General features: G+C 43.5%; 23 protein-coding genes. 9 read left to right on the top strand and 14 right to left on the bottom strand.

The annotated features are described in order from the left end of the window. The first annotated feature begins 143 nt into the window (after window positions 1-143). Window positions 144-1,964 (top strand): assimilatory sulfite reductase (NADPH) flavoprotein subunit, encoded by a 1,821-nt coding sequence (locus tag NSU11_RS09285; protein ID WP_185854460.1) that lies wholly within the window; start codon window positions 144-146, stop codon window positions 1,962-1,964. 33 nt (window positions 1,965-1,997) lie between these two features. Continuing rightward, window positions 1,998-3,716 carry an assimilatory sulfite reductase (NADPH) hemoprotein subunit gene (gene cysI, locus NSU11_RS09290; protein WP_185854461.1) on the top strand — a complete coding sequence of 573 codons (1,719 nt, stop codon included), beginning with the start codon at window positions 1,998-2,000 and terminating at the stop codon, window positions 3,714-3,716. A gap of 28 nt (window positions 3,717-3,744) precedes the next feature. Here the strand turns inward: cysI and NSU11_RS09295 are convergent, their stop codons facing one another. The 10 genes from NSU11_RS09295 to NSU11_RS09340 form a co-directional block, all read right to left on the bottom strand. Beyond that, complete coding sequence (locus NSU11_RS09295) at window positions 3,745-5,679, bottom strand: AMP-binding protein (protein ID WP_342493891.1); 1,935 nt, start codon at window positions 5,677-5,679, stop codon at window positions 3,745-3,747. Window positions 5,680-5,692: 13 nt separating this feature from the next. Further along, window positions 5,693-7,216: an acyl-CoA carboxylase subunit beta gene (locus tag NSU11_RS09300; protein ID WP_149126577.1), complete on the bottom strand. Its 1,524-nt coding sequence runs from the start codon at window positions 7,214-7,216 to the stop codon at window positions 5,693-5,695. Window positions 7,217-7,234: 18 nt separating this feature from the next. Continuing rightward, window positions 7,235-8,017 carry an enoyl-CoA hydratase gene (locus NSU11_RS09305; protein WP_087977577.1) on the bottom strand — a complete coding sequence of 261 codons (783 nt, stop codon included), beginning with the start codon at window positions 8,015-8,017 and terminating at the stop codon, window positions 7,235-7,237. Between the two features lie 12 nt (window positions 8,018-8,029). Beyond that, window positions 8,030-8,938: a hydroxymethylglutaryl-CoA lyase gene (locus NSU11_RS09310; protein ID WP_024427768.1), complete on the bottom strand. Its 909-nt coding sequence runs from the start codon at window positions 8,936-8,938 to the stop codon at window positions 8,030-8,032. 11 nt (window positions 8,939-8,949) lie between these two features. After that, window positions 8,950-9,165, bottom strand: coding sequence for an acetyl-CoA carboxylase biotin carboxyl carrier protein subunit (locus NSU11_RS09315; protein ID WP_024425681.1), 216 nt, complete (start codon window positions 9,163-9,165; stop codon window positions 8,950-8,952). Next, window positions 9,162-10,511: an acetyl-CoA carboxylase biotin carboxylase subunit gene (locus NSU11_RS09320; RefSeq protein ID WP_151039964.1), complete on the bottom strand. Its 1,350-nt coding sequence runs from the start codon at window positions 10,509-10,511 to the stop codon at window positions 9,162-9,164. Before NSU11_RS09320 ends, NSU11_RS09315 begins: the two co-directional genes overlap by 4 nt. Before the next feature lie 8 nt (window positions 10,512-10,519). Beyond that, window positions 10,520-12,157 (bottom strand): AMP-binding protein, encoded by a 1,638-nt coding sequence (locus NSU11_RS09325; protein WP_185854463.1) that lies wholly within the window; start codon window positions 12,155-12,157, stop codon window positions 10,520-10,522. Between the two features lie 42 nt (window positions 12,158-12,199). Further along, window positions 12,200-13,342, bottom strand: coding sequence for an acyl-CoA dehydrogenase family protein (locus NSU11_RS09330; RefSeq protein ID WP_185854464.1), 1,143 nt, complete (start codon window positions 13,340-13,342; stop codon window positions 12,200-12,202). A gap of 143 nt (window positions 13,343-13,485) precedes the next feature. After that, window positions 13,486-15,027 carry a family 10 glycosylhydrolase gene (locus NSU11_RS09335; RefSeq protein WP_197172903.1) on the bottom strand — a complete coding sequence of 514 codons (1,542 nt, stop codon included), beginning with the start codon at window positions 15,025-15,027 and terminating at the stop codon, window positions 13,486-13,488. A 24-nt stretch (window positions 15,028-15,051) separates the two neighbouring features. Beyond that, window positions 15,052-15,858, bottom strand: a complete 807-nt coding sequence (locus NSU11_RS09340) for a tyrosine-protein phosphatase (RefSeq protein ID WP_149126573.1) — start codon at window positions 15,856-15,858, stop codon at window positions 15,052-15,054. A 150-nt stretch (window positions 15,859-16,008) separates the two neighbouring features. On the opposite strand from NSU11_RS09340, the gene NSU11_RS09345 reads away from it, so the two are divergent. Beyond that, window positions 16,009-16,773, top strand: a complete 765-nt coding sequence (locus NSU11_RS09345; RefSeq protein WP_149126572.1) for a DeoR/GlpR family DNA-binding transcription regulator — start codon at window positions 16,009-16,011, stop codon at window positions 16,771-16,773. A 17-nt stretch (window positions 16,774-16,790) separates the two neighbouring features. Here NSU11_RS09345 and NSU11_RS09350 read toward each other — a convergent pair whose 3' ends face one another. After that, complete coding sequence (locus NSU11_RS09350) at window positions 16,791-17,369, bottom strand: hypothetical protein (RefSeq protein WP_024427762.1); 579 nt, start codon at window positions 17,367-17,369, stop codon at window positions 16,791-16,793. Window positions 17,370-17,494: 125 nt separating this feature from the next. On the opposite strand from NSU11_RS09350, the gene NSU11_RS09355 reads away from it, so the two are divergent. The 6 genes from NSU11_RS09355 to NSU11_RS09380 all read left to right on the top strand — a co-directional run bounded on the left by NSU11_RS09355 (window position 17,495) and on the right by NSU11_RS09380 (window position 25,220). Then, entirely contained in the window at window positions 17,495-18,628 is a 1,134-nt protein-coding gene (locus tag NSU11_RS09355; protein WP_024425692.1) for a sugar diacid recognition domain-containing protein, read from the top strand. A 78-nt stretch (window positions 18,629-18,706) separates the two neighbouring features. Continuing rightward, window positions 18,707-20,116 carry a glycolate oxidase subunit GlcD gene (gene glcD, locus NSU11_RS09360; protein ID WP_120206899.1) on the top strand — a complete coding sequence of 470 codons (1,410 nt, stop codon included), beginning with the start codon at window positions 18,707-18,709 and terminating at the stop codon, window positions 20,114-20,116. Then, complete coding sequence (locus NSU11_RS09365) at window positions 20,113-21,453, top strand: (Fe-S)-binding protein (RefSeq protein ID WP_073205879.1); 1,341 nt, start codon at window positions 20,113-20,115, stop codon at window positions 21,451-21,453. Before glcD ends, NSU11_RS09365 begins: the two co-directional genes overlap by 4 nt. Before the next feature lie 72 nt (window positions 21,454-21,525). After that, entirely contained in the window at window positions 21,526-23,010 is a 1,485-nt protein-coding gene (locus NSU11_RS09370; RefSeq protein WP_029707952.1) for a spore germination protein, read from the top strand. Between the two features lie 12 nt (window positions 23,011-23,022). Then, on the top strand, window positions 23,023-24,123 hold the full coding sequence (locus tag NSU11_RS09375) for a GerAB/ArcD/ProY family transporter (protein ID WP_185854468.1): 1,101 nt from the start codon (window positions 23,023-23,025) through the stop codon (window positions 24,121-24,123). After that, window positions 24,120-25,220, top strand: a complete 1,101-nt coding sequence (locus NSU11_RS09380) for a Ger(x)C family spore germination protein (RefSeq protein WP_185854469.1) — start codon at window positions 24,120-24,122, stop codon at window positions 25,218-25,220. The genes NSU11_RS09375 and NSU11_RS09380 overlap by 4 nt, the downstream gene beginning before the upstream one ends. Before the next feature lie 6 nt (window positions 25,221-25,226). Here NSU11_RS09380 and NSU11_RS09385 read toward each other — a convergent pair whose 3' ends face one another. The 3 genes from NSU11_RS09385 to NSU11_RS09395 all read right to left on the bottom strand — a co-directional run bounded on the left by NSU11_RS09385 (window position 25,227) and on the right by NSU11_RS09395 (window position 26,566). Further along, complete coding sequence (locus NSU11_RS09385) at window positions 25,227-25,778, bottom strand: hypothetical protein (protein ID WP_225315522.1); 552 nt, start codon at window positions 25,776-25,778, stop codon at window positions 25,227-25,229. A 276-nt stretch (window positions 25,779-26,054) separates the two neighbouring features. Next, window positions 26,055-26,207 (bottom strand): hypothetical protein, encoded by a 153-nt coding sequence (locus NSU11_RS09390; protein WP_225315523.1) that lies wholly within the window; start codon window positions 26,205-26,207, stop codon window positions 26,055-26,057. Window positions 26,208-26,335: 128 nt separating this feature from the next. Then, the gene (locus NSU11_RS09395) at window positions 26,336-26,566 is read right to left on the bottom strand and encodes an excisionase family DNA-binding protein (RefSeq protein WP_024425698.1); all 231 of its coding nucleotides are present in this window, start codon (window positions 26,564-26,566) and stop codon (window positions 26,336-26,338) included. Between the last annotated feature and the right edge of the window lie 130 nt (window positions 26,567-26,696).

Raw genomic sequence — 26,696 nt, forward strand, 5'->3', positions numbered from 1 at the left:
AAAGGTATTAGAAATCTTAATCATGACAATCAATATTATATATTTTACTTAATGGCAAACTTTCGGTAAAGTTCAAATTGAACCTATATATATAATTCCTATCGAATTAATCTATGTTTATATTCCTTGTGAGGTGGATATCGTTGCAACTTCATGTATTGAACAGTCCGTTTAGTCAGGAGCAGGCAGAACTGCTTAATCAGCTGCTTCCGACTTTAACAGATCAGCAAAAAATTTGGCTTACCGGTTATTTATCAGCACAGGCAGCTTTAGCCGGATCAGAAAATACTGCCCTAGCCCCTTCTCCTTCTGCCGCAGCACCAGCGCAGCCTGTCAGCAAAGATGTGACCGTCCTTTATGGCTCACAAACAGGCAATTCTGAAGGGTTAGCAAAAAAGACAGCTCAGCATCTTGAAGAGAAAGGTTTTCAAGTGACGCTCTCTTCTATGTCAGATTTTAAACCAAATAGTCTGAAAAAAATAAACAATTTACTGATTATCGTCAGCACACATGGCGAGGGAGATCCGCCTGATAATGCCCTTTCTTTCCATGAATATGTTCACGGCAGACGTGCACCAGAGCTTGATCATTTAAGCTTTTCTGTCCTATCACTTGGTGACAGCTCTTACGAATTCTTCTGTCAAACAGGTAAAGAATTTGATGAGCGCTTAAAAGAGCTTGGCGGAACGCGTCTTTTCGATCGAGTGGACTGTGATCTTGATTATGATGAGCCGTTTTCTGAATGGCTTCAAGGGGTGGCATCATCACTTAGCGAAGGCGGAGCTGCAGCAGCCCCGCAGGAATCAGCGGAAGCAAACACTCAAACAGCTGCATCTGAATACTCAAGAACAAATCCTTTTTATGCTGAAGTGCTTGAAAATATCAACTTAAATGGCCGCGGTTCTAACAAAGAAACCCGGCATTTGGAGCTTTCTCTTGAAGGATCAGGACTTGTTTATGAGCCTGGTGACAGCCTTGGTATTTATCCAACAAATGATCCTGCGCTTGTTGATGAACTGATCACAACATGCGGATGGAATGCAGAGGAAGCCGTAACCGTTCATAAAAACGGCGACACGCTTCCTTTAAAAGAAGCACTTACCTCTCATTTTGAGATTACCGTATTGACAAAACCTCTTCTTCAAAAGATGGCGTCCTTTACAAAAAGCGAAGCCTTGCAGGCTCTTTTAGAAGAAGGAAACGAAGAAAAGCTGAAAGCATATATAGCAGGAAGAGATTTAGTAGATGCTGCTCGTGATTTCGGTCCTTTTGAAGGAACAGCGGCAGACTTCACTGCCATTTTAAGAAAAATTCCGGCTCGCCTTTATTCCATTGCAAGCAGCCTGAAAGCAAATGAAGAAGAAGTTCATTTGACGATCGGTGCTGTGAGATATGATGCTCACGGAAGAGAACGTCAAGGTGTCTGCTCAATCTTATGTGCGGAGCGCTTAGAGCCAGGTGATAAGCTGCCTGTTTATATCCAGCACAATCAAAACTTTAAGCTACCTGAAAACCCTGAAGCACCGATCATTATGGTAGGACCAGGCACAGGCATCGCCCCTTTCCGTTCCTTTATGCAGGAGCGCGAGGAAGTTGGTGCAGACGGAAAGTCATGGTTGTTCTTCGGTGATCAGCACTTTGTGACGGATTTCTTATATCAAACCGAATGGCAAAAGTGGTTAAAAGATGGTGTGTTAACGAAAATGGATGTGGCTTTTTCAAGAGATTCAGAGGAAAAAGTATATGTCCAGCATCAAATGAAGAAACAAAGTAAAGAATTATTCGAATGGCTGGAGCAAGGTGCCTATGTATATGTCTGCGGAGATGAAAAACATATGGCGCATGATGTTCATAATACCCTTCTATCAATCATCCAAGAAGAAGGTGCGATGAGCAAAGAGAAAGCTGAAAGCTATCTAGCCAACTTGCAGCAGCAAAAACGCTATCAGCGTGACGTATATTGATTGAATGCTTGAAAGAAAGGAGCTTTTACTTACATGGTGAAGACAGCATTAACAGCGCCGGAAGGACCTCCGAGCGACGTAGAGGAAATCAAAGAAAAAAGTGATTATTTACGGGGTACTTTAAAAGAAGTGATGCTCGATCCGATTTCAGCGGGTATTCCTGATGATGATAACCGTCTGATGAAGCATCACGGCAGTTATTTACAGGATGATCGTGACCTGAGAAATGAACGGCAAAAACAAAAGCTTGAGCCTGCCTATCAATTTATGCTGCGCGTCCGCCTGCCTGGCGGAATCGCTACATCCAAACAGTGGCTTGTGATGGATGAGCTTGCTCATAAATATGGAAACGGTACGTTAAAGCTGACAACTCGTGAAACCTTTCAGCTTCACGGTATTTTAAAATGGAACATGAAAAAGACCATTCAAGACATTCATTCCACTATGCTTGATACGATCGCTGCTTGCGGCGATGTGAACCGTAATGTCATGTGTACATCAAACCCCTATCAATCAGAAGTGCACCATGATGTATACGAGCTCGCCAAAAAATTAAGTGATGACCTGCTTCCGCAAACAAGAGCGTACCATGAAATTTGGCTTGATGAGGAAAAGGTAGCAGCAACGCCTGATACAGAGGTTGAGCCGATGTATGGTCCACTTTATTTGCCAAGAAAATTCAAGATTGGTGTGGCGGTCCCTCCTGCTAACGATATTGATGTATTTTCGCAGGATTTAGGCTTCATTGCGATTATTGAAAATGATCAATTAGTCGGTTTTAATGTCGCGATTGGCGGTGGAATGGGCATGACTCATGGTGATACAGCGACCTATCCTCAGCTTGCAAAAGTAATTGGCTTTTGTACACCGGAACAAGTTGTAGAGATTGCCAAACAAGTGATCACCATCCAGCGGGACTACGGAAACCGTTCGGTGAGAAAAAATGCCCGCTTTAAATATACAGTGGACCGCCTCGGTCTTGAGAATGTAAAAGAAGAGCTTGAGCGCCGCCTTGGATTTACCCTATTAGACGCAAGAGATTATCACTTCGATCATAACGGTGACCGCTATGGCTGGGTAAAAGGCATTAATGGCAGATGGCATTATACGATGTTTGTAGAAGGCGGACGTATCACGGATTACGATGATTATCCGCTGATGACAGGCATTCGTGAAATCGCAAAGATTCATACAGGTGACTTCCGCTTAACAGCGAATCAAAATTTGATCATTGGAAACGTCACATCTCATAAAAAGAAACAAATCGAGCAGCTCATTCAGGAGTTTGGTTTGTCAGATGGACAACAGCACTCTGCACTGCGCCGCAGTTCAATGGCCTGTGTTGCTCTTCCGACATGCGGCTTAGCGATGGCAGAGGCAGAACGCTACCTCCCGCGCTTAATTGACAAAATTGAAGAGATTGTCGAAGAAAATGGCTTAAGTGATAAAGAAATCACGATTCGTATGACTGGATGTCCAAATGGATGCGCCCGTCATGCGCTTGGTGAAATTGGTTTTATCGGGAAATCACCTGGTAAATACAACATGTATCTTGGCGCTGCGTTTGATGGCAGCAGATTAAGTAAACTGTACCGAGAAAATGTAGGAGAAGAAGACATTTTAAATGAGCTTGGCACTCTACTCCCCCGCTATGCAAAAGAACGCAAGGAGCATGAACATTTCGGTGATTTTGTGATTCGGGCAGGTATTGTAAAAGAAACAACAGATGGCACGAATTTTCATGTGCAATAAAAAAGACAGGACGCTCTCCTGTCTTTTTTTATGGACTTTGTTTTCTTTTCAAGTATTCGCAAATGCTGTTATACACATCAGGATTATCTAGAGACGAAAGATCTGGTGAAGGCTGCTGTTCATAAGCTCCTTTTAATAAACGCCGGACGATTTTTCCGTTTCTAGTTTTCGGTAAAGCTGAAATGAGATGAATTTCCTTTGGTGTGAGCGCTTTTCCCGCATATGAACCTACATGTATTTTGAGCTCTTGAATGAGTGCTGCTTCTTCAAAAGTCTGTGAACTGGCCACAATGAAACAAACTAGTGCTTCTCCCTTCACCTCATCCTTTACTCCAATCACAGCAGCCTCATGTACGGCTGGATGCCCGACAAGAATGGATTCAATTTCAGCTGGACCAATGCGTTTACCTGCTGTATTAATGACATCATCCGATCTGCCCGTGATATGGAATGCGCCATCCTCTGATTGCATCACCCAATCACCGTGTGTCCATACCCCATCAAATCGTTTAAAATAGGTGTCTTCATATCGCTCCGGATCTTTCCAAAACCCACATGTCATGCCGACCCACGGCTTTTTCACAACAAGCTCCCCTACCTCATTCAGAACGCTCTCTCCTGCCTCATTATACACATCTGCCGCCATTCCTAAGATGGCCGCATTAAAAAGGATCGGTTTGATTAGACGAAGCAGCGTACTTCCTACAATACCGCCAGAAACCTCTGTTCCCCCTGAGTAATTTAAGATTGGAATGTGCTTTTGACCAATGGTGTCAAAAAGCCATTGCCATGGTGCTTCATTCCACGGTTCACCTGTAGATATGATGGCTTTCACATGCGGCAGCTCAATGTCTGAAAGGTTTTGCTGCATCGCAGAACGAACAAAAGTAGGTGAAAGTCCAAAATGGGTGACTTTTTGCTCGTGGATGAATGACCAAAGGTGCTGTTCATCTGGATAATCGGGGGCGCCATCATATAAAACAATTGCAGCTCCATTGATCAAGCCGCCAAAGACGAGAAAGGGCCCCATCATCCATCCCATGTCTGTGAGCCAAAACAAACGGTCTCCTTTTGCAACGTCCATACAAAGACCGGCATCAAAAGCCGCTTTTACAGGAAAGCCTGCGTGTGTATGGACAGCCCCTTTTGGTGTACCGGTTGTTCCAGACGTGTATAAGATCATAAGGGGATCTTCATTTGAAAGATAAGTTGTTTTACTCAGTGGTTCCTCTTTTAACAAATCGTTTAGCTCAATATCCTCTTTATATCCAGTAGAAGAGGAAGCATGTACAATGACTGTTTGGACAGTCTTGGTTTTGTCGATCGCTTCTGCCGCACATTCACGCATGTTGATTGTCTTTCCCCGGCGCGTCACGCTTGAGCCTGTGACGACAATGGTTGCACCTGATGCACGAATACGTACGGCAAGAGGCTCGCTTCCATAGCCAGAAAAAACCGGGCTAAAGATGACACCAATCTTTGCAAAGGCAAGCATGACAGCAGCCGTTTCCGGAAGCATCGGCATATAAATGACCGCTACATCCCCTTTTTGTATTCCCTTCTTCAAAAAACCAGCAGCGAGACGATTGACCTTTTCTTGAAGTTCGAGGAACGACCATCTTCTCTCTTCTCCCGCTTCATTTCTCCACATCACAGCTGGTTGATGCTGGGTTTCTTCATTCTCTGCCCATTTGTCAACAGCCGTTTCGACCACGTTGAGCCGGCCGCCTTTATACCAATTGGGCCACATGAATGAATCTTGGCCTAATGCGGCTTCATACCGCTTCTTCCACACGATGCCGACCGCCTTTTCGGCTTCTCTCCAAAACCAATCGGTCCGCTCGATACTAGCTTGATAGAACGCATCATAAGTAGAAAAACCAAGTGAATGCATCCATTTGTAAAGGCGTGTTTGTTTCATCATCTGTTCTTCGGGTATCCACGCTGGTTTTAGGTTCATCATGAGGCCGCCCCCTTTAGACCGGATAAACCGGGTGTTTTCGTCTTGTAAATGTCATCTCTTTAGAGGTATAAGCTTGTAATCTATGACAAAGCTCATCTCGCAAATGGTCAAATGGGATGACACCATCGACAATCATTTCAGAGGCAAGCTCATATATATTCATATCTTCCTGGTATTCCTTGCGTTTCTCTTGAATAAATGCTGCTCTTTCCTCAGCAGGCAGTTCGGCAATTTTATTCGCATAGACAGCATTTACAGCGGCTTCTGGCCCCATGACAGCAATTTGTGCTGATGGAAGTGCGAGACAGCAGTCCGGTTCAAAGGCCGGTCCCGCCATTGCATATAAACCTGCACCATATGCTTTACGAACAATGACGGATATTTTCGGAACGGTTGCCTCTGACATGGCGGAAATCATTTTCGCCCCGTGCCTGATAATGCCTGCTTGTTCCACTTTTGTTCCGATCATAAACCCCGGTATATCGGCAAGGAAAAGGAGTGGAATATGAAAGGCGTCACATAGCTGAATAAACTTAGCGGCTTTGTCGGCTGAGTCATGGAATAAAACGCCGCCTTTTACCCTCGGCTGGTTGGCAATAAGACCGACAGGCTGACCATTCATGCGGCCAAAGCCTGTGATCAATTCTGCGGCAAACAGTTTTTTGATTTCAAAAAATGATCCTTCATCAATGAGTAAATCAATGAGCTGATACATATCAAAAGGGGTATTCTGCCCTTTAGGGATGAGGTCTTGGATGGTGATCTCTGATGGTTTAGGTGCTTTTGCGGCTGCCCGTTTTGGTTTTTCTGTATAGTTGGCAGGCATGTAAGTTAAATAAGTGCGGGCGATTTGAATGGCTTCTTCCTCTGTTTTTGCTAAAATATCGCCGCATCCAGAAATGCTGCAATGCATTTTTGCTCCGCCCATTTCTTCAAGGGATACTTTCTCTCCAATCACCATTTCGGCCATTCGCGGTGAGCCTAAGTACATTGAGGCATTCCCTTCGACCATGACGACGATGTCACAAAAAGCAGGAATGTAAGCACCTCCGGCTGCCGAAGGACCAAATAGTAAACAAATTTGCGGAATACGTCCAGACAGCTTCACTTGGTTATAAAAAATGCGGCCTGCACCCCTTCTGCCTGGAAACATGGCGATTTGATCGGTGATTCTAGCACCCGCAGAGTCAACTAAATACAGCATTGGGCAGTTGAGCTTTTCGGCTGTTTCCTGGATTCTAATGATTTTTTCTACCGTTTTGACGCCCCATGATCCTGCCTTGACGGTAGAATCATTTGCCATAACGCAAACAGTCTGCCCATTCATCCGCCCTGTCCCTGTGACAACACCATCTGCTGGTAAATGTTCATTTTGACACTCGGCAAACATGGCATCCTCAATGAAAGAATCCTCATCTAATAACAACTGGAGGCGGTCACGGACAAACAATTTTCCTTTTTCTTTGTTTTTTTGATGGTATCGGTCTGCCCCGCCTTTCAGAATCTGCTGTTTTTTTAGTTCATATCCTTCGATCATACCCATTCCCCTTTCTTGCTACCTGCCTCTGTATTGAGGCGTTCGTTTTTCTTGGAAGGCTTGAAGACCTTCCGTTCGATCTTCTGTCTCAATGAGCCGTAGATAGGCTTCGTATTCCTTTGTCAAACCTGTATGCAAATCGTGATCAAGGCTTGATTGAATCGCTTGTTTCGCTTCTTTTAAGGCAAGCGGGCCATTTTTGATGATTTGTTTTGCAAGAGAGATGGCATCGTTCATGAGGGAATCTGCTACAGAGATATGCTCAATCAGCCCAATTTGAATGGCTTCTTCTGCTTGTAATGATGCGCCTGTGAAAATAAGTTCTTTTGCTTTACCGAGTCCAATGAGGCGCGGAAGGCGCTGCGTCCCTCCGGCTCCTGGTATGATAGCTAGTCCTGTTTCTGGCAGGCCGAGTCTTGCTCCGGCTCGTGAAATGCGGAGATCACAAGCGAGCGCGAGCTCAAGTCCTCCGCCCAGTGCGTGTCCATTTATCACTGCAATGACAGGTACAGGAATAGATTCAATCTCGATAAAAGTTTGCTGAATCGAAAGAACAGCGCCTTTTGCTTCTGCTTCTGTCATCAATCGTCTTTCTTTTAAATCTGCTCCAGCACAAAAGACTTTTGAACCGGCTCCTGTAATGAGAAGACAGCGAATGCTTTCATCGTGTTTGATTTCTTGAATGATTTGATTGATCTCCTCCAGCATTGGAGCAGATAGGGAATTCGCTTGTTCTGGCCTGTTTAAGGTCATGATGCCGATCTGTTCATCTTGTATCGAAAAATGGACCAATGATGTCATGTTATTCATCCTTTATGAAGTAGTCTGAGAGTGAAAAGCACGTAAACAGTGACTAGGCAGGGTTCGATCTACTTTCGCTTCAATCCATTCTGCCGCTTTAATTAATGCAGGAAGGTGAATATTTGTCTCAATTCCTAGTTTTTGAAGCATATGCACCACATCTTCTGTCGCCACATTTCCGCTGGAACCAGGTGCATAGGGACATCCGCCAAGCCCGCCGCTGGAGGAGTCAAATATGGTGATCCCAGCTTTTAATGCCGTATAAATATTCGCAAGAGCCATCCCCTTCGTATCATGAAAATGAAGAGCGATTTTATCAGCAGGAAAACGTTCGAGTAAAATGTCTAAGCGCCTTTCTACTTGAAGCGGATGGGCTTCACCGATGGTGTCACCGAGAGATATTTCATCAATGCCATAAGAAAGCAAAATATCCGTTAACCGGAGGACTTGATCCATTGGCACTTGTTTTTCATATGGGCAGCCAAACACGGTGGAAATATACGCGCGCGTGTTTTTTCCTGCTGCTTTTAAATCAGCTGTCATTTGTTTGATAACAGGAAGTGTTTCGTGGATGGATTGATTCATATTTTTCTTGTTATGTGTTTCACTCGAAGAGATGAACATAGCGCCAGTGTCAAGATTGGCTTCAAAAAAATGAGCTAAGCCTTTTTCATTGGGAATGAGTGCTGCATAGGTGATGTCGTCTTTTTTGTTAAAGGATTGGGTGAGTTCTTTGGCATCTTTTAAGGCTGGAACCCATTTAGGATGAACAAATGATGTGACTTCAATATAAGGGAGCTGGGCTGCTGCGAGCAGATCAATCCACGTTCGCTTCTCGCCTGTGTCAAGCCAGACTGATTCATTTTGCAGTCCGTCCCGCGGGCCGACCTCCCTGATAAGCACACTCTTTGGTAATGCCATCTGGCTCCCTCCTATTCTGATAGTTCTAAAAGAACCTCTCCTTCATCGACAAACTCTCCCTCTGCCTTATACACTTTACTGATGATCCCGCCCTCTTCAGCAACGATCGGAATCTCCATTTTCATTGATTCTAAGATGGCAACCTCCTGTCCTTTTTGCACTTCATCCCCTTGTTTCACAAGAAGCTTCCACAAGTTTCCGGCCATTTGAATTGTGACAGTTTTCATGAACGGTTTTCCTCCCTTTTTTTCATGAGAAAATCGGTGGTGATGCTGCCTTGTAAGAAAGCAGAAGATCCGGCCATTTCCCTTAAAAGCGGTAAGTTGGTTTTGATCCCTTCTATTTCATATGCTTGTAATGCCCCTTTTAATCGTTCTATTGCAAGTTTTCGTGTATCACCGTAAACGATCATTTTCGCAATCATAGGATCGTAAAAAGGGGTAATGATGCTTCCATTTGTCACGCTTGACTCATGACGGATATACGGAGCTTCAGGTGTGGAAAGCTGAGTGATCGTTCCTGGTGATGGATAAAAGGTGACGGGATCTTCCGCATAAATTCTAACCTCGATGGCATGGCCGATTTGATGAATATCCTCCTGATTAAAGGAAAGCGGCTCACATGCAGCGATTTTCAGCTGTTCCTCGACAAGGTCAATGCCTGTAATTTCTTCTGTGACAGGGTGCTCTACTTGTAATCTTGTGTTCATTTCTAGGAAATAAAATTGTTGATGCTGATCGACTAAACATTCAATCGTTCCTGCATTTTCATACCCAATCGCTTTGGCTGCTTTGACGGCCATCTCCCCCATCTGATGTCTCACCGATTCATCGAGACAGACGGCTGGTGCTTCTTCAATGATTTTTTGATGTCTTCGCTGGAGTGAACAGTCGCGCTCAAATAAGTGAACCCCATGGCCGAAGGAATCAAAAAGGACCTGAATTTCAATGTGCCGAGCGTTTTCAATGACCTTTTCCATATACAGCGTCCCATCGTTGAAAAAGCTTTGCGCTCTTTTTTGATTCCCTTCAAAAGCCCTGTACAGCTCCTCGTCATTTTGCACGAGCTGCATGCCAATTCCTCCGCCCCCGCTTGATGCCTTGAGCATGATCGGATAACCGAGTGACTGCGCTTGACTGACCCCTTCTTCTGCATCATGCAGCGGAGCTGAAACGCCTGGTACAATGGGGATACCTGCTTGAGCCATCGTTTTTCTTGCTTCAATTTTATTCCCCATTCGCTGAATGACTTGTGCGGATGGGCCAATAAAGGCGATTCCTTCGCTGCGGCAGCGTTCTGCAAAGGCTGCATTTTCTGATAAGAGGCCATATCCTGGGTGGATAGCATCTGTATTTGTCTGTTTGGCTACACGAATGATGGCTTCCATGTTTAAATAGCTTTCAGATACTTTCGCGCCTCCAATCGGATAGGCGCTGTCTGCTTCTTGCACATGAAGTGCATGCTGATCTGCTTCTGAATAAACGGCGACGGTGTGGATTCCGAGCCTTTTACACGTTCGAATAATTCGCCGGGCAATTTCGCCTCGATTTGCAATCAGTACTTTTAGAAACATCACTGCCTTCACTCCTTTATTAGATCAAGCGCCTGCTTTTTCAGACGAAATTTTTGAATCTTCCCTGATGCGGTCATTGGATACTCGTCAGTGATGAAAAAATATTTAGGAATTTTGTAGCGAGCCATTTGCGACTGACAATAGCTGGTGAGTGTCTCAATTGTCACCGTCCTACCTTGTTTAAGCCGAATGAATGCGGCGGCTTCTTCTCCATACGTCTCGTCAGGTATACCAACGACCTGTGCATCAAGAATATCCGGATGAGTATAAAGAACATCCTCAATTTCTTTTGGATAAACATTCTCCCCGCCTCTAATGATCATATCTTTCAGCCGTCCTGTGATTTTCACATAGCCGTCCTCATCCATCTCTGCTAAATCACCCGTATGAAGCCAGCCGTCCTGATCAATCACTTCATTTGTGGCTTCTTCATTTTTATAGTAGCCTTTCATCACATGATAGCCTCTTGTACACAGCTCTCCTTGTTCTCCTCTTGGTACTTCCTCCGGCGTGCCTGGAACGGTGATTTTCACTTCAATGTGAGGAAGTGCCCGGCCGACCGTTTGAACCCGCCTTTCAAATGAATCATCCGTTCTTGTTTGGGTAATGACAGGAGAGCTTTCGGTCTGGCCGTAAGCAATCGTGAGCTCCTTCAGTCCCATTTGTTCAATGACGGCTTTCATCACATGGGATGGGCAAAGAGATCCTGCCATAATGCCCGTTCGTAATGTGGACAGATCGTATTGGTGAAAATTCGGATGGTCGAGCTCTGCAATGAACATTGTCGGGACGCCGTGAAGGACGGTGCACTTCTCTTTTTCTACGGTTTGAAGAACTCGCTCTGGGTGGAAGGATTCAATTGGAATGATCGTTCCTCCTTTTGTGAGACATGCAAGCACGCCAAGGACGGATCCAAAGCAATGAAAGAAAGGAACAGGGATACACATTCGGTCCTTTTGGGTGAGCTTCATACAATCTGCGATTTGGCTGGCATTGCAGACAATGTTTGTATGGCTGAGCATGACTCCTTTTGGATAGCCGGTTGTGCCTGAGGTATATTGCATATTAATGACGTCATCCGGTGCAAGCTCATCCATTCGTTTCTCCCACTCATGATCCTCTGTTCTTTTGGCAGCTGCTTGAATACTGTTCCAGCTGCGCATGCCCTTTGGCGTGTGCTCACCTATATAGACGACACTTTTTAAATAAGGAAAAGATGAGGATGTGATCTCTCCTTGATGAGCGTTTTGAAGCTCCGGTATGAGTTCTTCAAGCATTTTGACATAGGATGTCTCTTTAAACCCGTCTACGATAAACAGCATGCTGCTATCAGAGTGCTTGAGTAAATAAGCGAGTTCTTGTGATTGAAAGTTTGTATTCACGGTGACAAGAACGGCTCCAATCGACGCGCAGGCGAATTGCAGCATGAGCCATTCGGGTACATTGGGCGCCATGATGGCGATATGATCCCCTTTTTGAACCCCTAATGCCATAAGACCTTTCCCGGTTTCCTTGACTTCTCGATAAAACGCTTCATATGAATAACGTAAAGAACGTTCTGGATACACAATGGCTTCATGTCCTGGATGCTGATCCTTTTTCTCTTTTAATAACGAGCCGATTGTCTGTGGATGAATCGACATCATGGCTTTCCTCCTCCATTGATGGTAAGCGTTTTCATTATCGGATTACGCTAACAGTTGTCTTGCGATGACTAGACGCTGAATTTCAGAGGTCCCTTCTCCAATTTCCATTAGCTTGGCATCTCTCACAAGCCGTTCTACACCACATTCTTTCATGTAGCCTGTTCCCCCGTGAATTTGAACAGCATCAAGACTTGCTTTTGTCGCCATTTCAGAAGCGAAGAGTTTGGCATAGGCAGCTTCTTTTGTAAACGGCTTGCCGTGATCTTTCAGCCAAGCGGCTTTCCACACCATTTGTCTAGCGAGCTCTATTTGCATCGCCATATCTGCCAGCTTAAACTGAATCGCTTGGAAGGAAGAAAGGGTCTGCCCAAATTGCTTTCTTTCTTTTGCATGCGAGAGCGAAGCATCTAGTGCAGCTTGTGCGATGCCAACTGATAACGCAGCAATTGAAATGCGCCCCCCGTCTAATGTATATAAAAATTGCTTAAAGCCTTTCGTTGGGTCTCCTAAAATATTCTGGGCTGGTACACGTACACCGTCTAAAATGATTTCTGCTGTATCTGAACCGCGCACGCCCATTTTGTCATATGGATTTGTAATGGTCAGCCCTTTTTGCCCTTTCTCCACAATGAAGGCGGAGATGATCGGGCGGCCGTTTTCATCTTGATCCGAGACAGCAGTGACGATAATGGTTCTGGCAAAATTGGCGTTTGTGATCCAGCACTTTTCCCCGCTAATGACATACTCTTGTCCGTCTTTGACTGCTTTTGTTTTCGTTCCTTTTGCATCTGACCCTGCATTTGGTTCTGTTAATCCGAAGGAACCAAGTGCTGTTCCAGAAGCCAGCGGGACAAGGTGGTCCATCTTTTGTTCCTCTGTACCGAAATAATAAAGCGGGCTTGCGCCTAAGGAGACGGCTGCGGCATAGCTAAGACCTGTACTACCGCACTGTTTTCCGATTTCTTCTACAGCGAGTGCATATGATATCGTATCTCCTCCTGAGCCGCCGTATTTCTCTGGAAAGGGGATGCCCATAAAGCCGAGCTCTCCCATTTTTTGAAACGTTTTGGCTGGGAATACGGCCTGTTCATCAATGGTTTGAGCGATTGGTGCAATTTCTGCTTTGGCGAAATCTTTGACCATCTGGCGGATCATTTGTTGTTCTTTCGTTAATTCAAAATCCATCTTGCTTCCCCCTTTAGCTCTTTTCTATCATATTTATTAATCAAGCAGCTGCTTCATGCCAAGCTTGATTGAATTCAGAAAATTAAAACAAGAATAATAGAAAAAAAGCATGAACGAAGAAAATCTCACTCATGCTTTTTCTGTTATTTCACTATTTTTGTAGAAGGCTTGCTTTCGTGATGAAGACGATTAAGAGCCGTAATCTTGTAAGTATCCATTTTCTTTTGATTGACTGGGAGGTCTTTAATCGTTGTTATGGCGCCTTTTTCTTTTCTAACCGTTTGCAGCAATTCATACGTTCCTTTATTTGTTAATCGATAGACCGCATAATAGGATACGGTAGAATGCGGATCATTTTTGATTTGTAAAGCCGCACCATCCGATGTCTTTTTCACAGATTGAATGATTGGTTTTTTAGGTGCTTTCTGATGAAGCCAAGGCATTTCTGGAATGAGAGCTGGTTTGCTGTATGACTCTTCTATCAATCGATCCTTTACATTCAAAGGGTTGCGATTGAGATCCTTCAGGCTGAAATGCATGCTTCCCTGCACAAGCTGTGACTGCCTGTTCAGCTCAATCTGCCTAAAATATTCTTCCGGGTCAGACCAAGCAGGGTCACTGTTTTGATTAATTTTATATGCCGCCTGCCCAATGTACAGGTGAACCGGCTCCCCTTTCACCTCATTTGACCACCATTTCGTCAGCACATCATAAGCGGCAGCTTGAAAGCCGATGCTCCAGTAAATTTGCGGAGTAACATAATCAATATCATGCTGCTGAATCCACTCTCTTGTATCAGCATACAAATCATCGTAGTTGGTCATTCCTGCAGTGGTGTTTGAACCAGTCGGGTCATCTTTTATGTTGCGCCATACCCCGAATGGACTAATACCAAATTTCACATACGGTTTTTCTTTCTTAATGGTGTTATTGATTTTCTTCACCAGCTGATTCACATTATCTCTTCGCCAATCTTCTATATGTGTAAATGCTTTTTTTCCATATGTTTCATACGTTTCTTGATCTGGAAATGGTACACCGGCTATTTTATATGGATAAAAATAATCATCCATATGCACTGCATCAATATCGTAGTTTTTCACAACTTCTTCTATACCGCCGATAATGAAGTCCTGAGTTTCAGGAATACCAGGATTGTAATAAAGCTGATTACCATACGCAATCGTCCAATCAGGATGTTGTCTTGCAGGGTGATCGACAGACAAACGGCTGAGATCAGTATGATTCATTGTGATTCGGTAAGGGTTAAACCAAGCGTGAAATTCAAGGCCGCGTTTATGAGCTTCTTCAATCATAAACTCAAGCGGATCGTACCCCGGATCTTTCCCTTGTGTTCCAGTCAAATATTCTGACCACGGCCCGTATGCTGAAGGATAAAAGGCATCTGCTGTTGGTTTAATTTGCATAATGACGGCATTCATATTCATCGCTTTGATTTCGTCTAACAAACGAATAAACTCTTGCTTCTGCTCTGCTACGGGCAGCCCCTTCTTTGAGGGCCAATCTAAGTTATAAACCGATGCAATCCATACCGCGCGCATCTCTCTTGTGCTCTCAAGCTTCCCTTTTGGCACTGCACGAGCTGCTAGACTGCTAGAAGGAATCAATAAAAATACAAACATCAACATCAGTGTTAAAACTGTCATACTGATCTTTTTCAGCATGTTTTGCATCACCTCATCTTAAGTTTATTCCGCTTTTTGTGATGGAATGCCAGCAGATGGTGTAAGCAGAATGTTTTTCATTTCATTGAGCTGAGCTTCAGGGACTTTGCAGGCTTCAATTAAATACCGCTCTGCACTCCCGTATGTCTCCAGCATTTCGTGCAGCACATCTTCAAGATAATCTTGCTGCACACCGACAAGCGGCTGAATTTGTTCTTTTGACACCCGGTATAAACTCATCAATCGGACAAATCGTTCCTGCCTTCTGACGAGCATTTGCACGCCTTCATTGGAACGCATGTATTCACTTAAAACGACAACCAGCGGTACACCTGCCACCAACTGAATCAGGGCAGATAAAAAACCTGTACGATCCTTGCCACTCGTGCAGTGAAGCATCAGCGGATAATGGCTTTGATCTGAAAGCAGTGTGAACAGCTGCCGAATTTCTTCTTTACGCTCTGTCAGCATGCTTTGATATAACTCTTTCATGATCGGTGTAAATGAGAGAGACTTCCCTTCTGTTACCAGCATACGAAACATGGTCCATTTACTTGGCATCTTACTGTCAGGCTGCATCGGAATATGCACGATTTTGTCGTGTTCCTTGATCTTTGGCGGATGTGATTTACGTTCTGAGGCTGTACGGAGGTCACAAACGGTTTGAATTCCGAGTGCTGAGAATATCTCGATGTCTTGTTTCGACAAACGGGATAAGTCTGCGGATCGATAAATCATTCCCTGTTTGATCACCATCCCATCTGTTGTTTGAAGTCCCCCTACTTCTCTAAAATTCGCAAGCTTTGAAAATGGGTTGTTTGATTGATTCATAGAAGTGAAAGTTCCTTTCTGGTTTCGTTCTTTTTTCTATCATACGCTTTTATATCAAAGGAGAAAAGAGAATCAATTGACCTAATCCATGTAAGAGAATTTATTGGTATAATGGAAAAAGGACATTCGGATTGATTGGAGATATGAAGTATGATAAAAACAAAACGGATTCAGCAAATCAAAGAGTATGTGTTTGACCGGGAATCTGCCTCACTTGATGAGCTTGTGGCGCATTTTGGTGTCTCAAAAAACACGATACGCCGAGATGTACAGGCGTTGGTCGAGTCCGGCGTGCTCAAAAAAGTGTATGGCGGAGTGGCTGTGAACCACTCAACGTTAGTGGTGTATCAGGAGCGAAAGATCCGTCAGCTCAGTAAAAAGCAATTGATCGGTCAGACCGCTGCCGCTTTTGTGGAAAACGGGGATATGATTTTTATTGATTCTGGTACGACAACACTTGAGATGCTCCCCTATTTGACAGAGAAACAGGTGACCATTGTGACCAATAATGTTGATTTCATTACACAAGCGATGCCTTATGAAAATCTCACCATCTTTTCCACTGGCGGGATGCTTGAAAGAAAAACGAATTCTTTCGTTGGTTATCAAAGTGTTGAGCGCTTAAAAGCTTACAATGTGAATAAAGCCTTTATCGCATCAACTGGTTTAACCATTGATCACGGCGTCACGAATTCGTCTCCGCTTGAAACCGATATTAAAAAGACGCTCGTTCAAAAAAGTGCCAAAACGTTTTTATTAGTGGATGATAGCAAATTCGATCATTACGCCTTGACCACGTTTTGTGATTTGCACGAGATTGATTTCGTCGTGACCAATCAGGAGCCAAATGAAGATTATCTTCAATATGGAAAAGAGCATGATGTACGGTTTGTCACGCCTTCATCAAATGAATAGATGGACAAAAAAACGGCTCAGGAATTTGAGCCGTTTTTTGATTCATTGATTTCAAGCTGTATGATCATATGGAATAAAAATCGATACACGGCCGAGATGACATCAATGAAAGCCGTATCTTCGTGGATATCCTCAAGCTCAAGAAGCTGCAAATTCACATCAAATAAGCCATCTTGTCCATTAAATTGAAGCTGAGCACCATTTAATGGCGATAGCATGTCCTTTAGAATATTCGTGTCTTTTTTAGGACGTTTTAAACCGAATAGGACGGTATACGTTTGAAACACTTCATCCCATTCAATGGCCAAGCCATCCACTTTCACGACATCAAACCACTTGGATTCGATATAAATGAATTCTTTTTGATGTTTTTTCACATATGTAAGCGGTGTGTTTAGAAATGAGGCGTTTTCTGTTTGAATCATGTTCTCTGATTCCTTGTCTACACGCTCTATATATACATCGCCAAAACGGGCTTCTTCTTTTATTCTCGCCCCTTCTAATGTCCAATTGCGGCGCGCCGCTTCATCATATTCAAAGTCGGTTAGCGCCTGTCCTTCTTTCAGTAAGTCTTGTAAGCGATTTTGCAGTGACATGGCTATGTCTCCTTTCTTCTCCTTCATGTGTGTTTATTATTTTAGCATAACTCATGAAAAGAAAGATATGTCCCAGCATATGATGGTATGATAGTGTCAAAAGAAACATCTCGGAGGGGTACGTTTTGCTCACAATGACACTGGCAGAAAAAATCGTAGATGAGGTTAAAAAGGTGCTGACTGAGGAAATCATCATCGCACAAACAAACGGCACCATCATTGCAGCAACAGATCCAGCGCGCGTTGGACAATTTCATGAAGGAGCGTATCTGACATCTGTTGAAGGACAGAAACGAATTCTCACAAAGGATGACCAGCAGCACATGAAAGGCGTCAAAGCTGGCATCAATCTGCCTATTTATTTTAAGCAAGAGGTCATCGGGGTCATTGGAATGACAGGAGATCCTGTACATGTGTCTCCTTTTGGCGAAATATTAAGAAAAATGACCGAGCTGCTTATTCATGAACATGAATTTTTTCAAGAAACTGAAACGGATGAACGTCAGCTCGAAGCGTTTGTATTCGACTGGCTTCATCTGCCAGAGACAGCGATTGATCTCACTGAAAAAGCGTCGCGGCTTCAGCTTGATATCAACAAGGAGCGCGCAGTTGTTCTGATCGATTGTCAGGATGAATCGTTTATGAAGCAAAATCAATACAAAGAATTGAAGGAAACGCTGCATCTCAACAGCCAGGAGATCATCGTCCGCTGGGGGCATGGCCGCTTTTTACTCATGCTGCAAACAACAGCAGATGATCGTAAAGCCCTGCAGCAGCGCCTGTTTCACATCCATGCCTCCCTTACGGCGCGGAGCTCGCCCGGGGTTTTGATTGGAGCGGGAAAACCAGCAGCTGCTCATTTGATGAAGCAATCGTTTCAACAAGCCTTTCGAGCATTAAAAATGGCACATGCTGATACGCCGATTGTATTTGATGAAGATTTAACGCTCGAACTTTTTATGGAGGAAGTGAGTCAGGAAACAAAAGAAGTGTTTCTTGATCGAACGATCGCCCCTCTTCTCCCCTATCCTGAATTAGTGAAAACATTGCGGGTACTCATGACCTCAGATTGTTCATTGAAATATACCGCAGAAGCGATGCATGTCCATATCAATACACTGCATTACAGGCTAAAACGAATCCAAGATTTAACGACACTTGATCCAAAGCGCATGCAAGATGCCATGCTCTTTTATTTAGCCTTCATGCTATTAGATGATGATCCAAAAAAACGAAGCAAACAGCCCGATATTTTGTAGAATCGTCCATAGGCATGAGGCGATTCTTTTTTTATACTGAAAGAAACGATACGTCTCATCAATAGGAGTTGAATGCGTATGTTACATTCTGAATTTTTAAATCAATTAAAAAAGATTGTTGGCGCGTCTTACATGCAGGACAGTAAAGCCGATCGGCTTGCCTACTCTTATGATGCAACACCAAATTTTCAGCATATGCCAGATGTCATCGTAAGCCCGCATACGGCTGAGGAAATCCAGCAAATTGTCCGGCTCTGCGCCTCATATAACATACCGATCGTGCCAAGAGGATCAGGAACGAACCTTTGTGCAGGCACATGTCCCACTCAAGGCGGACTTGTGCTGCTGTTTACAAGAATGAACCAATTAATAGAAATAGATGAAGAAAACCTGACAGCAACGGTGCAGCCTGGATTGATCACACAGGAACTCATTCACCAAGTAGAGGCGAAAGGCCTCTTCTATCCACCTGATCCAAGCTCTATGAAAATCTCTACATTAGGCGGAAATATTAATGAAAATTCAGGTGGTCTCCGGGGGTTAAAGTATGGAGTGACGAGAGATTATGTCCTTGGACTTGAAGTCGTTCTGCCAAACGGTGACATCATCAAAACAGGCGGAAAGCTTGCAAAGGACGTGGCCGGGTATGATATGACCCGTTTGTTCGTAGGTTCAGAAGGAACGCTCGGGATTGTCACTGAAGCCACGCTAAAGCTTTTGCCGCTTCCAGAAACAAAACAAACGATGCTTTGCTTATATGAAAGTTTAGAGGAAGCCGCCGCTTCAGTGTCGGCGATTATTGCAGAGCGTATCATCCCCGCCACATTAGAATTTATGGATCAGCCGACTCTGGAAGTCGTTGAAGACTTTGCAAAAATCGGTTTGCCGACTGACGTTCAAGCGGTGCTGTTAATCGAACAGGACGGCCATCCCGAGGCGGTTTCCCGTGATATGCAGCGAATCGCAAAAGTTTGTCAGCAGCACGGTGCAAAAGAAGTAAATATCGCTCATTCTGAAGAAGAGGCAAATGCACTTTTAACAGCGAGACGATCCGCTTTATCTGCCCTCGCCCGCTTAAGCCCGACGACCATTTTAGAAGATGCCACAGTTCCCCGGTCTGAAATTGCCAGCATGGTGCGGGCGATCGAAGACATTGCGAAGCAGTACAAAGTGAAAATCTGTACATTTGGTCATGCAGGTGATGGCAATTTGCATCCTACTTGTGCAACAGATGCAAGAAATGAAGAAGAAATGAAACGGGTGGAAGAAGCCTTTCAGGCCATTTTTGAAAAAGCAGTCTCACTTGGCGGCACCATTACGGGTGAACATGGCGTGGGTCTTATGAAAGCCCCTTACTTAGAACTGAAGGTTAAAAAAGAAGGCATTGCGGCAATGAAAGCGATCAAACATGCGCTAGACCCGGAAAATATCATGAACCCTGATAAAGTGTTCGGAAAAGCCGCAAGAAAGCGGGTGGTGGTCTCATGAGTTCTAAACAAACAGAGATTCAGCAAGCATTTCAGCAGCAAATGGACGAAAAAGAGCTGCTCAATTGCATGCGCTGCGGATTCTGCCTTCCTTCCTGTCCGACTTATATTGAATCTGGTCAACAAGAAACACACTCTCCCCGCGGCCGAATTGCTTTAATGAAGGCGGTGAGAGACGGCGTCATTGAGCCAGATGAAGATGTCGAGCATTCACTGAATCTTTGTCTTGGCTGCCGTGCATGTGAACCGGTCTGCCCTTCCGGCGTTAAATATGGACGGTTACTTGAAGATGCAAGAGACATCATTCAGCAGCACAAAAAACAATCCATTCCTGTCAAACTTGTAAGACGTGTCGTGTTTAAAGGTCTCTTTCCTTCACAAAGCCGAATGCGGAAAGCAGCAGGACTTCTTCGTTTTTATCAAACATCTGGTCTGCAAACGGCTGCCCGCAAAACTGGCATGCTGAAGGTGCTTCCACCGCATTTACGTCTGATGGAACAGGCGCTTCCAAAGGTGCCGCGTCAACGAAAAAGCCGTTTGACGGAATACAAAGCCGCCGGCCCAGCGAGAAAACGGGTCGCCTTTTTTACTGGCTGTTTAATGGACACCGTTTTTTCCAGCACAAACGAAGCGACCATCCAGCTTTTGCAGCTGGCAGGCTGTGACGTCATCGTCCCTCCTATTCAGACGTGCTGCGGAGCGCTCCATGGCCATAGCGGTGAAAAAGAACAAGCGAAACAGTTAGCAAAGCGGAATATTGAAGCGTTTGAAGAGATAGATGCGGATGCCATAGTCATGAATGCGGGCGGTTGTGGCGCTTTTTTAAGTGATTACGATCATTTGCTTTGCGATGATCCGGATTTTGAAAAGCGAAGTGAAGCCTTCTCAAAGAAAATCACGGATATATCAGACATTTTAGTGGAGCTGGAATTTCACCGCCGCATGCCGCTTGCTTTGCCAGAGCAGGTCATCACCTATCAGGATTCTTGTCATTTGCGGAACGGAATGGGTGTACAGCATGCACCAAGGGTGCTGATGAAGGCCATTCAAGGTGTATCATTTAAAGAAATGAAGGATTCGGGCCGGTGCTGCGGCTCAGCTGGCATTTACAACATCTTGCAGCCAAAGATGTCGATGCAAATTTTAGATCATAAAATGACAGAAGCCACTCAAACAAAGGCCGCTGCCATCGTTACGTCTAATCCAGGCTGTCAGCTGCAAATGGCAGCAGGCATCAAACGCTCAGGACACTCACCGAGCATGCGTGCCGTCCATCTAGCTGATTTATTATTAGAAGCCGTTCTATATGAAAAAAAAGCGTCCAGCCCATCAAGCTGAACGCTTTTTTCATGCATATCTTTAGACAATCGGTTAGATAATAGAGGCAAATCGCCGAAGGAGCTGGTCCAAATGCTGAAGAAAAACAAACAACAAAAGGACCCGAATTCAGTATTTGAAGCATTGTCACGTTCTGCTGATTTTACAAATGAGCTGTCTCGAAATGGAGATTTTCTGTATAGGATTTCCTTTTTTCGTTCATTGATTAATGGACATCTTCTACATGAACAAATTCTCCCCTCCCTCAAACAACTGCACCTGTCACCCACTCTTGAAGAGCTGAAAGAACGAATTCCCATTGAGCAGGCTGTCATCACGAGCGATCTTCAAAAAGTGCAAGAAGCCCTTCACCGGGGCAGCATTGCGATTAGACTTGAGACAGACTGGGGCAAAACGCTTCTCTTGCCGATTGAAGAAAAGAAAGGCAGACAAATAGGTCCGCCTGAAATTGAATTTGGGATTATCAGTGCACAGGAAGCATTTGTGGAGGTTTTAGATACCAATTTAAATTTGGTCAGACGGCGGCTGCCGACGCCTAACCTGAAAGTTGAGGAAAAGACGGTTGGTACGCTCTCTCAAACAAAAGTTGCCGTGTTATATATTGAAGAAATCGCCAACCCGGAAAACATCGAAACGGTTCTTCAGCGAATTGAGGACGTTGATTATGATCAGATTTTAGATGCGAATTACCTCGCTCAAATGCTTTATGATGTATCCAATACGATCTTTCCGTTGTTTTTGAATACAGAAAGACCCGACCGCGTGTCTTCAGGCTTATCAGAAGGGAAAATTGCCATATTAGTTGATGGTTCGCCTCATGTCTTGCTTGCCCCAACTATTTTACTTGAGTATTTTTCCACGATGGAAGACTACAATATGTCATGGATTGCGGCTTCTTGCTTTAGGCTGTTACGCATATTTGCTGTGATATTTTCCATTTTTGCGACACCTTTATATGTCGCCGTTTTAACCTTTCATTATGAACTGATCCCAAAGGATTTATTAGAAACCATTGTCTCCTCGCGCTATCTTGTGCCATTTCCTCCGATCATTGAGGCACTATTTTTAGAGATTTCGATTGAATTACTAAGAGAAGCAGGTTCAAGGCTCCCAGCTAAAGTCGGTCAGACGCTCGGGATTGTTGGAGGGATTGTCATTGGACAGGCTGCTGTAGCAGCAGGCTTAACGAGCAATATTTTACTCATTATTGTTGCCCTGTCTGCTCTCGCCTCATTTGTCACGCCTATATACAAAATGGGCAGTACCATTCGGCTGCTGAGATTTCCTTTTTTAGTTGCAGCACAGGTTTGGGGCGCATTAGGTATTGCTGTGATGGGATCTTTTCTGCTCACCCATTTAATGAAATTAACTTCAATTGGCCGGCCGTATTTAGAGCCTATTTTTCCAATGCGCCTTGCTGATTTAAAGGGCAGTTTGATTCGTCCTCAGCTCCGTTTTTTGAACAAAAGGCCGGAAAATTTACGTCCTCAAAATGAAACCATCCATCGCTCTAAGCCGAAGCAAGGCCGCAAGGGGAAAAATGATTTTTATGAATAAGGAAGTGAAGGCATGAGCTCTTCTTCTGTCAAAGAGAAATTTCAAGTATCCCCTTATTTTGTGTTTTTTCTCATCAATGCCAATCAAGTCGGTGTCAGCATTTTAAACTTTCAAACAAACCTTGTTCGTTCTATCAATAATGATGGATGGATCGCTATTTTGATTTCTGGCATGAGCGTCAATGTGATGATCTTTCTCATATACTTAATGTTTAAAAAGGCACCTTCGGATGAATTTGGTGAAATCGCGCAATATGTATTTGGCAAATGGATTGGGCAATTATTCAACATTCTTTATATCTTATATTTTGCTTCTTTGTCGCTGACCGTTCTTATCCATTACATGGATGTGATCCATGTATGGCTGTTTAAAGAAATTCCTGGTCTTTTGTTTGCGTCTGTACTGCTTCTGCTTGTGTATTACATTCATACTGGCGGCTTTAGAACCATTGCTGGATGGGCATTTTTTAGTGTTGTATTGACGTATTGGATGACGTTTATCTGTTTTTATGCCATGAAATATAGTCACATTCGTTTCATGTTCCCAATGTTTGATCATACATTTTCGCAAATGCTCGTGGGAGTCAAAGATGCATCCTTATCCATGTTTGGTTTTGGCACGCTGCTTGTCTATTATCCCTTTATTAAACAAGCTCAGACATCTCAAAAATTTGCTCACATGGGGGTATTATTTACGACATGCTTAAATTTGCTCACTTTTCTCGTCTCTATAGCGTATTACTCAAGTGCTCAGCTCAAATTAACAAAATGGCCGACGCTAACGTTAACGAGCATTGTGAAGCTTCCGTTTATCCAGCGCTTTGAATTTATTGAAGTGTCTCTTTGGCTGCTTCTGATCATTCCTAATATCACGATTCCATTATGGGCAGCGAGCCGAATGGCAAAAAAAATGCTTCATACGAGCCAGCGCGTCACGTACATCGGGCTCAGCATCCTCATTCTGATCATGTTTTCGTTTTTTGCCAGTGCAACTTCTTTTGAAACCTTTAATCAATGGGTGGAATTTAGCGGATTCATTCTGATCTATGGATTGATTATCTGTATGGTCATTGGACTGATGCTGAAAAAAAGGAGGGGGAAAAAACGAGCATGAAACGTTATATACTTACGGGCCTCATGTTGTGTAGTCTTTTGTTAACCAGCTGTGCAGAGCCCCGCCTTTTAGATGAATTAAATATCTCTCAGGCGGCAGGATTTGATTTATTGGAAGATGGAGAAATGAAGGGCTTCTTTGTCTTCCCTGTCTTTAAAAGTCAAGAGCAAGGAAGTTATCAAATATTAAGCGGAAAGTCAAACACCATTAGTAATATTCAATTTCTCGTGTCAGAAGAATCACCTTTTCCAGTAGTCATGGGCCAGGTGCTCGTTATTTTAGTCAGTGAAAAGTTAGCAAAAGAAGTCGGCATGATCGATTTAATGAATTATATTTATCGTGATCCTATCATTGGTTCACGCCAAGTGTTTGCGATTGTAGGCGGAGAAGTTGAAGAGTTATTATACACAAAAATGAATCAAACGAACTTAAATATAGGTGTATATCTCTCTGACATGTTGGCCCAAAATATGCGAAATGGCAATGAACCTGTCACCAATCAGCATATTTTTATGAATCAGATGCTGGCAAAAGGGGTCGATGCATACCTCCCTTACATCAAAAAAACAAGCAGTGCTATAAAGGTCTCGGGTGTCGCTCTTTTTGATCAAGAAAAAATGGTGGGGCATATTCCGGCGGAAGAAACGTTTACGTTTAAAGCCATGATTGAAAACCATAAAAACGGCATTTATGAATTTCGTTTTCATGATAAGTGGAAGACTCATGTTGTGATTGAAAATATCAAATCACGGGTGTCTTATCATATAAAACCAACTGAAAACCTCACTAAAAAACCCCATATCACGATTGATATCAAGCTGAAAGGCGAATTAAAAGAATTCATGAAGTCCAAAAAAATTGATAAACCATCTATATTGGACCATGTTGAAAAAGAAGTAGAAAAACGTGTCGCTCAGCAAGGACAAGACCTTGTTCAATCCTTTAAAAAGCAAAACATAGATCCGCTTGGGCTGGGCCTGAGGTATAGATCAAAAGACAAAGCAGTAACACCAGAAAAGTGGAAAAGCATTTATCCTGATGCAGATGTACAAGTTAAATGCCACATGAAGATTGTTCAAACCGGAGTCAGCCAATAAAAAGGCTTATTCAAATATGTCTTGCTTGTTCTCCAAGATGTTGGACACTTTCATTTTCACTCGTGGAACCGGATCTTTTTGATGAACATCATGTGAAATCTTTTCTACTTCATTTTTATCAGTTCTAAGAATTTTAGGTGAAAATTTTTCCACAAGAGGCGGTCTATTCCCTTTTGCACAGTTTGCCATTGTATCTAGTGCAATGAAGCAGAAAGGTCTTCCTTTGTTTAGCCAAGATTTCATTCTCTCCCAGGTTGGGCAGCTGACGGCTGCCAGCCTTTCCCACTGATCGTGAAAATGGGTGCAATTTGACTCCATCCAATCCAAAATTTTGTGAGAACGGAAACGATGCAGGCAAATAAAAGCCTCTAACGGCAATTCTTTTTCACTGATCGATTTCAATTTTTCTAATATATGGTGTAATCCCTCATCTCCTGGCAAACTGCTGGCTGCTGCCCACGAAAGTGGGTAAAGGAATTCTTCGTCCTCGTAATCCAAAAGTTCCCTGACCCATTCAGCGGCAAATGTATCTAGAACATCAGCCGTGATCTCTAACATTCACTTCGGCATGCTCCGTTTCATGAAACCTACTTTGAATAGAATCCAAGATTTTTTGCTGGTCGTGCTGTTTCAAAGCATCGATCACATCATCCTCAAGAAACCATCTAGTGATTGAAAAGTCTAATAAAGACACCAAATTATGCCTAACGGCTTGTAATGTTGGAGCTTTCTCGCTTTTGGTGATGACGACATCCTCCTCTACTTGAAAAGCCTGTCCGTCCTCTCCATAAAAATCATCAAACAGTAAAAATTGTTTAGGAGAATGGAGAACAGCTAGGTTATACCATTCAATAGGCCGTAATGAATAGCTGAGCAGTCTTTCGTGGCATTGATGGCATAATTGATAAGGCTGTTTCGGTTATCAGACGATTCTACAACGTTCATTTCGTTTTTTTGACAGGCTTCACATAAAGTAGTTGTCCCCATTGTTTTTACTTCCTTTTACTGCTATTCTGCTTCTTTCATTCGAGCAAGCTTAAGGTGAAATAGAAATCATTCTTTCTATAACCGCGGCCATTCGTCCATATTGTTTCAAATGAAGAAATAACGATCTTCTAATCTTCATCCTTTACATCGGGGTCTTCCGGAATCGGTTCATTTAAGATCTCTTGGACGAGCTCTTTATATTGCTCGAGCTGCTTTAAATGCGTTTGAAACTGCCCTTGATAAATGAGATAAGATTCCCCGTCAAATACGTAACGGATCTTTTTTTGCTGGATTAATTTTTCAACATATGTTTCAGATACTTCTAAGTATTCAGCTGTTTCTGCGATTGTTAAATACATGTTTGTGCACCACCCGTTCGTTTCATCTAGCAAATTATATCACGAGCTGGTGAAAAAACAGATATCGCTTGTTCATGTTTTTTTCATCTTTTTCACTGATTCGTCAACTCACTTTTGTACAGTATTCATA

The sequence above is a fragment of the Bacillus sp. FSL R5-0712 genome (assembly GCF_038593285.1).
GTDB classification, from domain to species: Bacteria; Bacillota; Bacilli; order Bacillales; family Bacillaceae; genus Bacillus; species Bacillus safensis.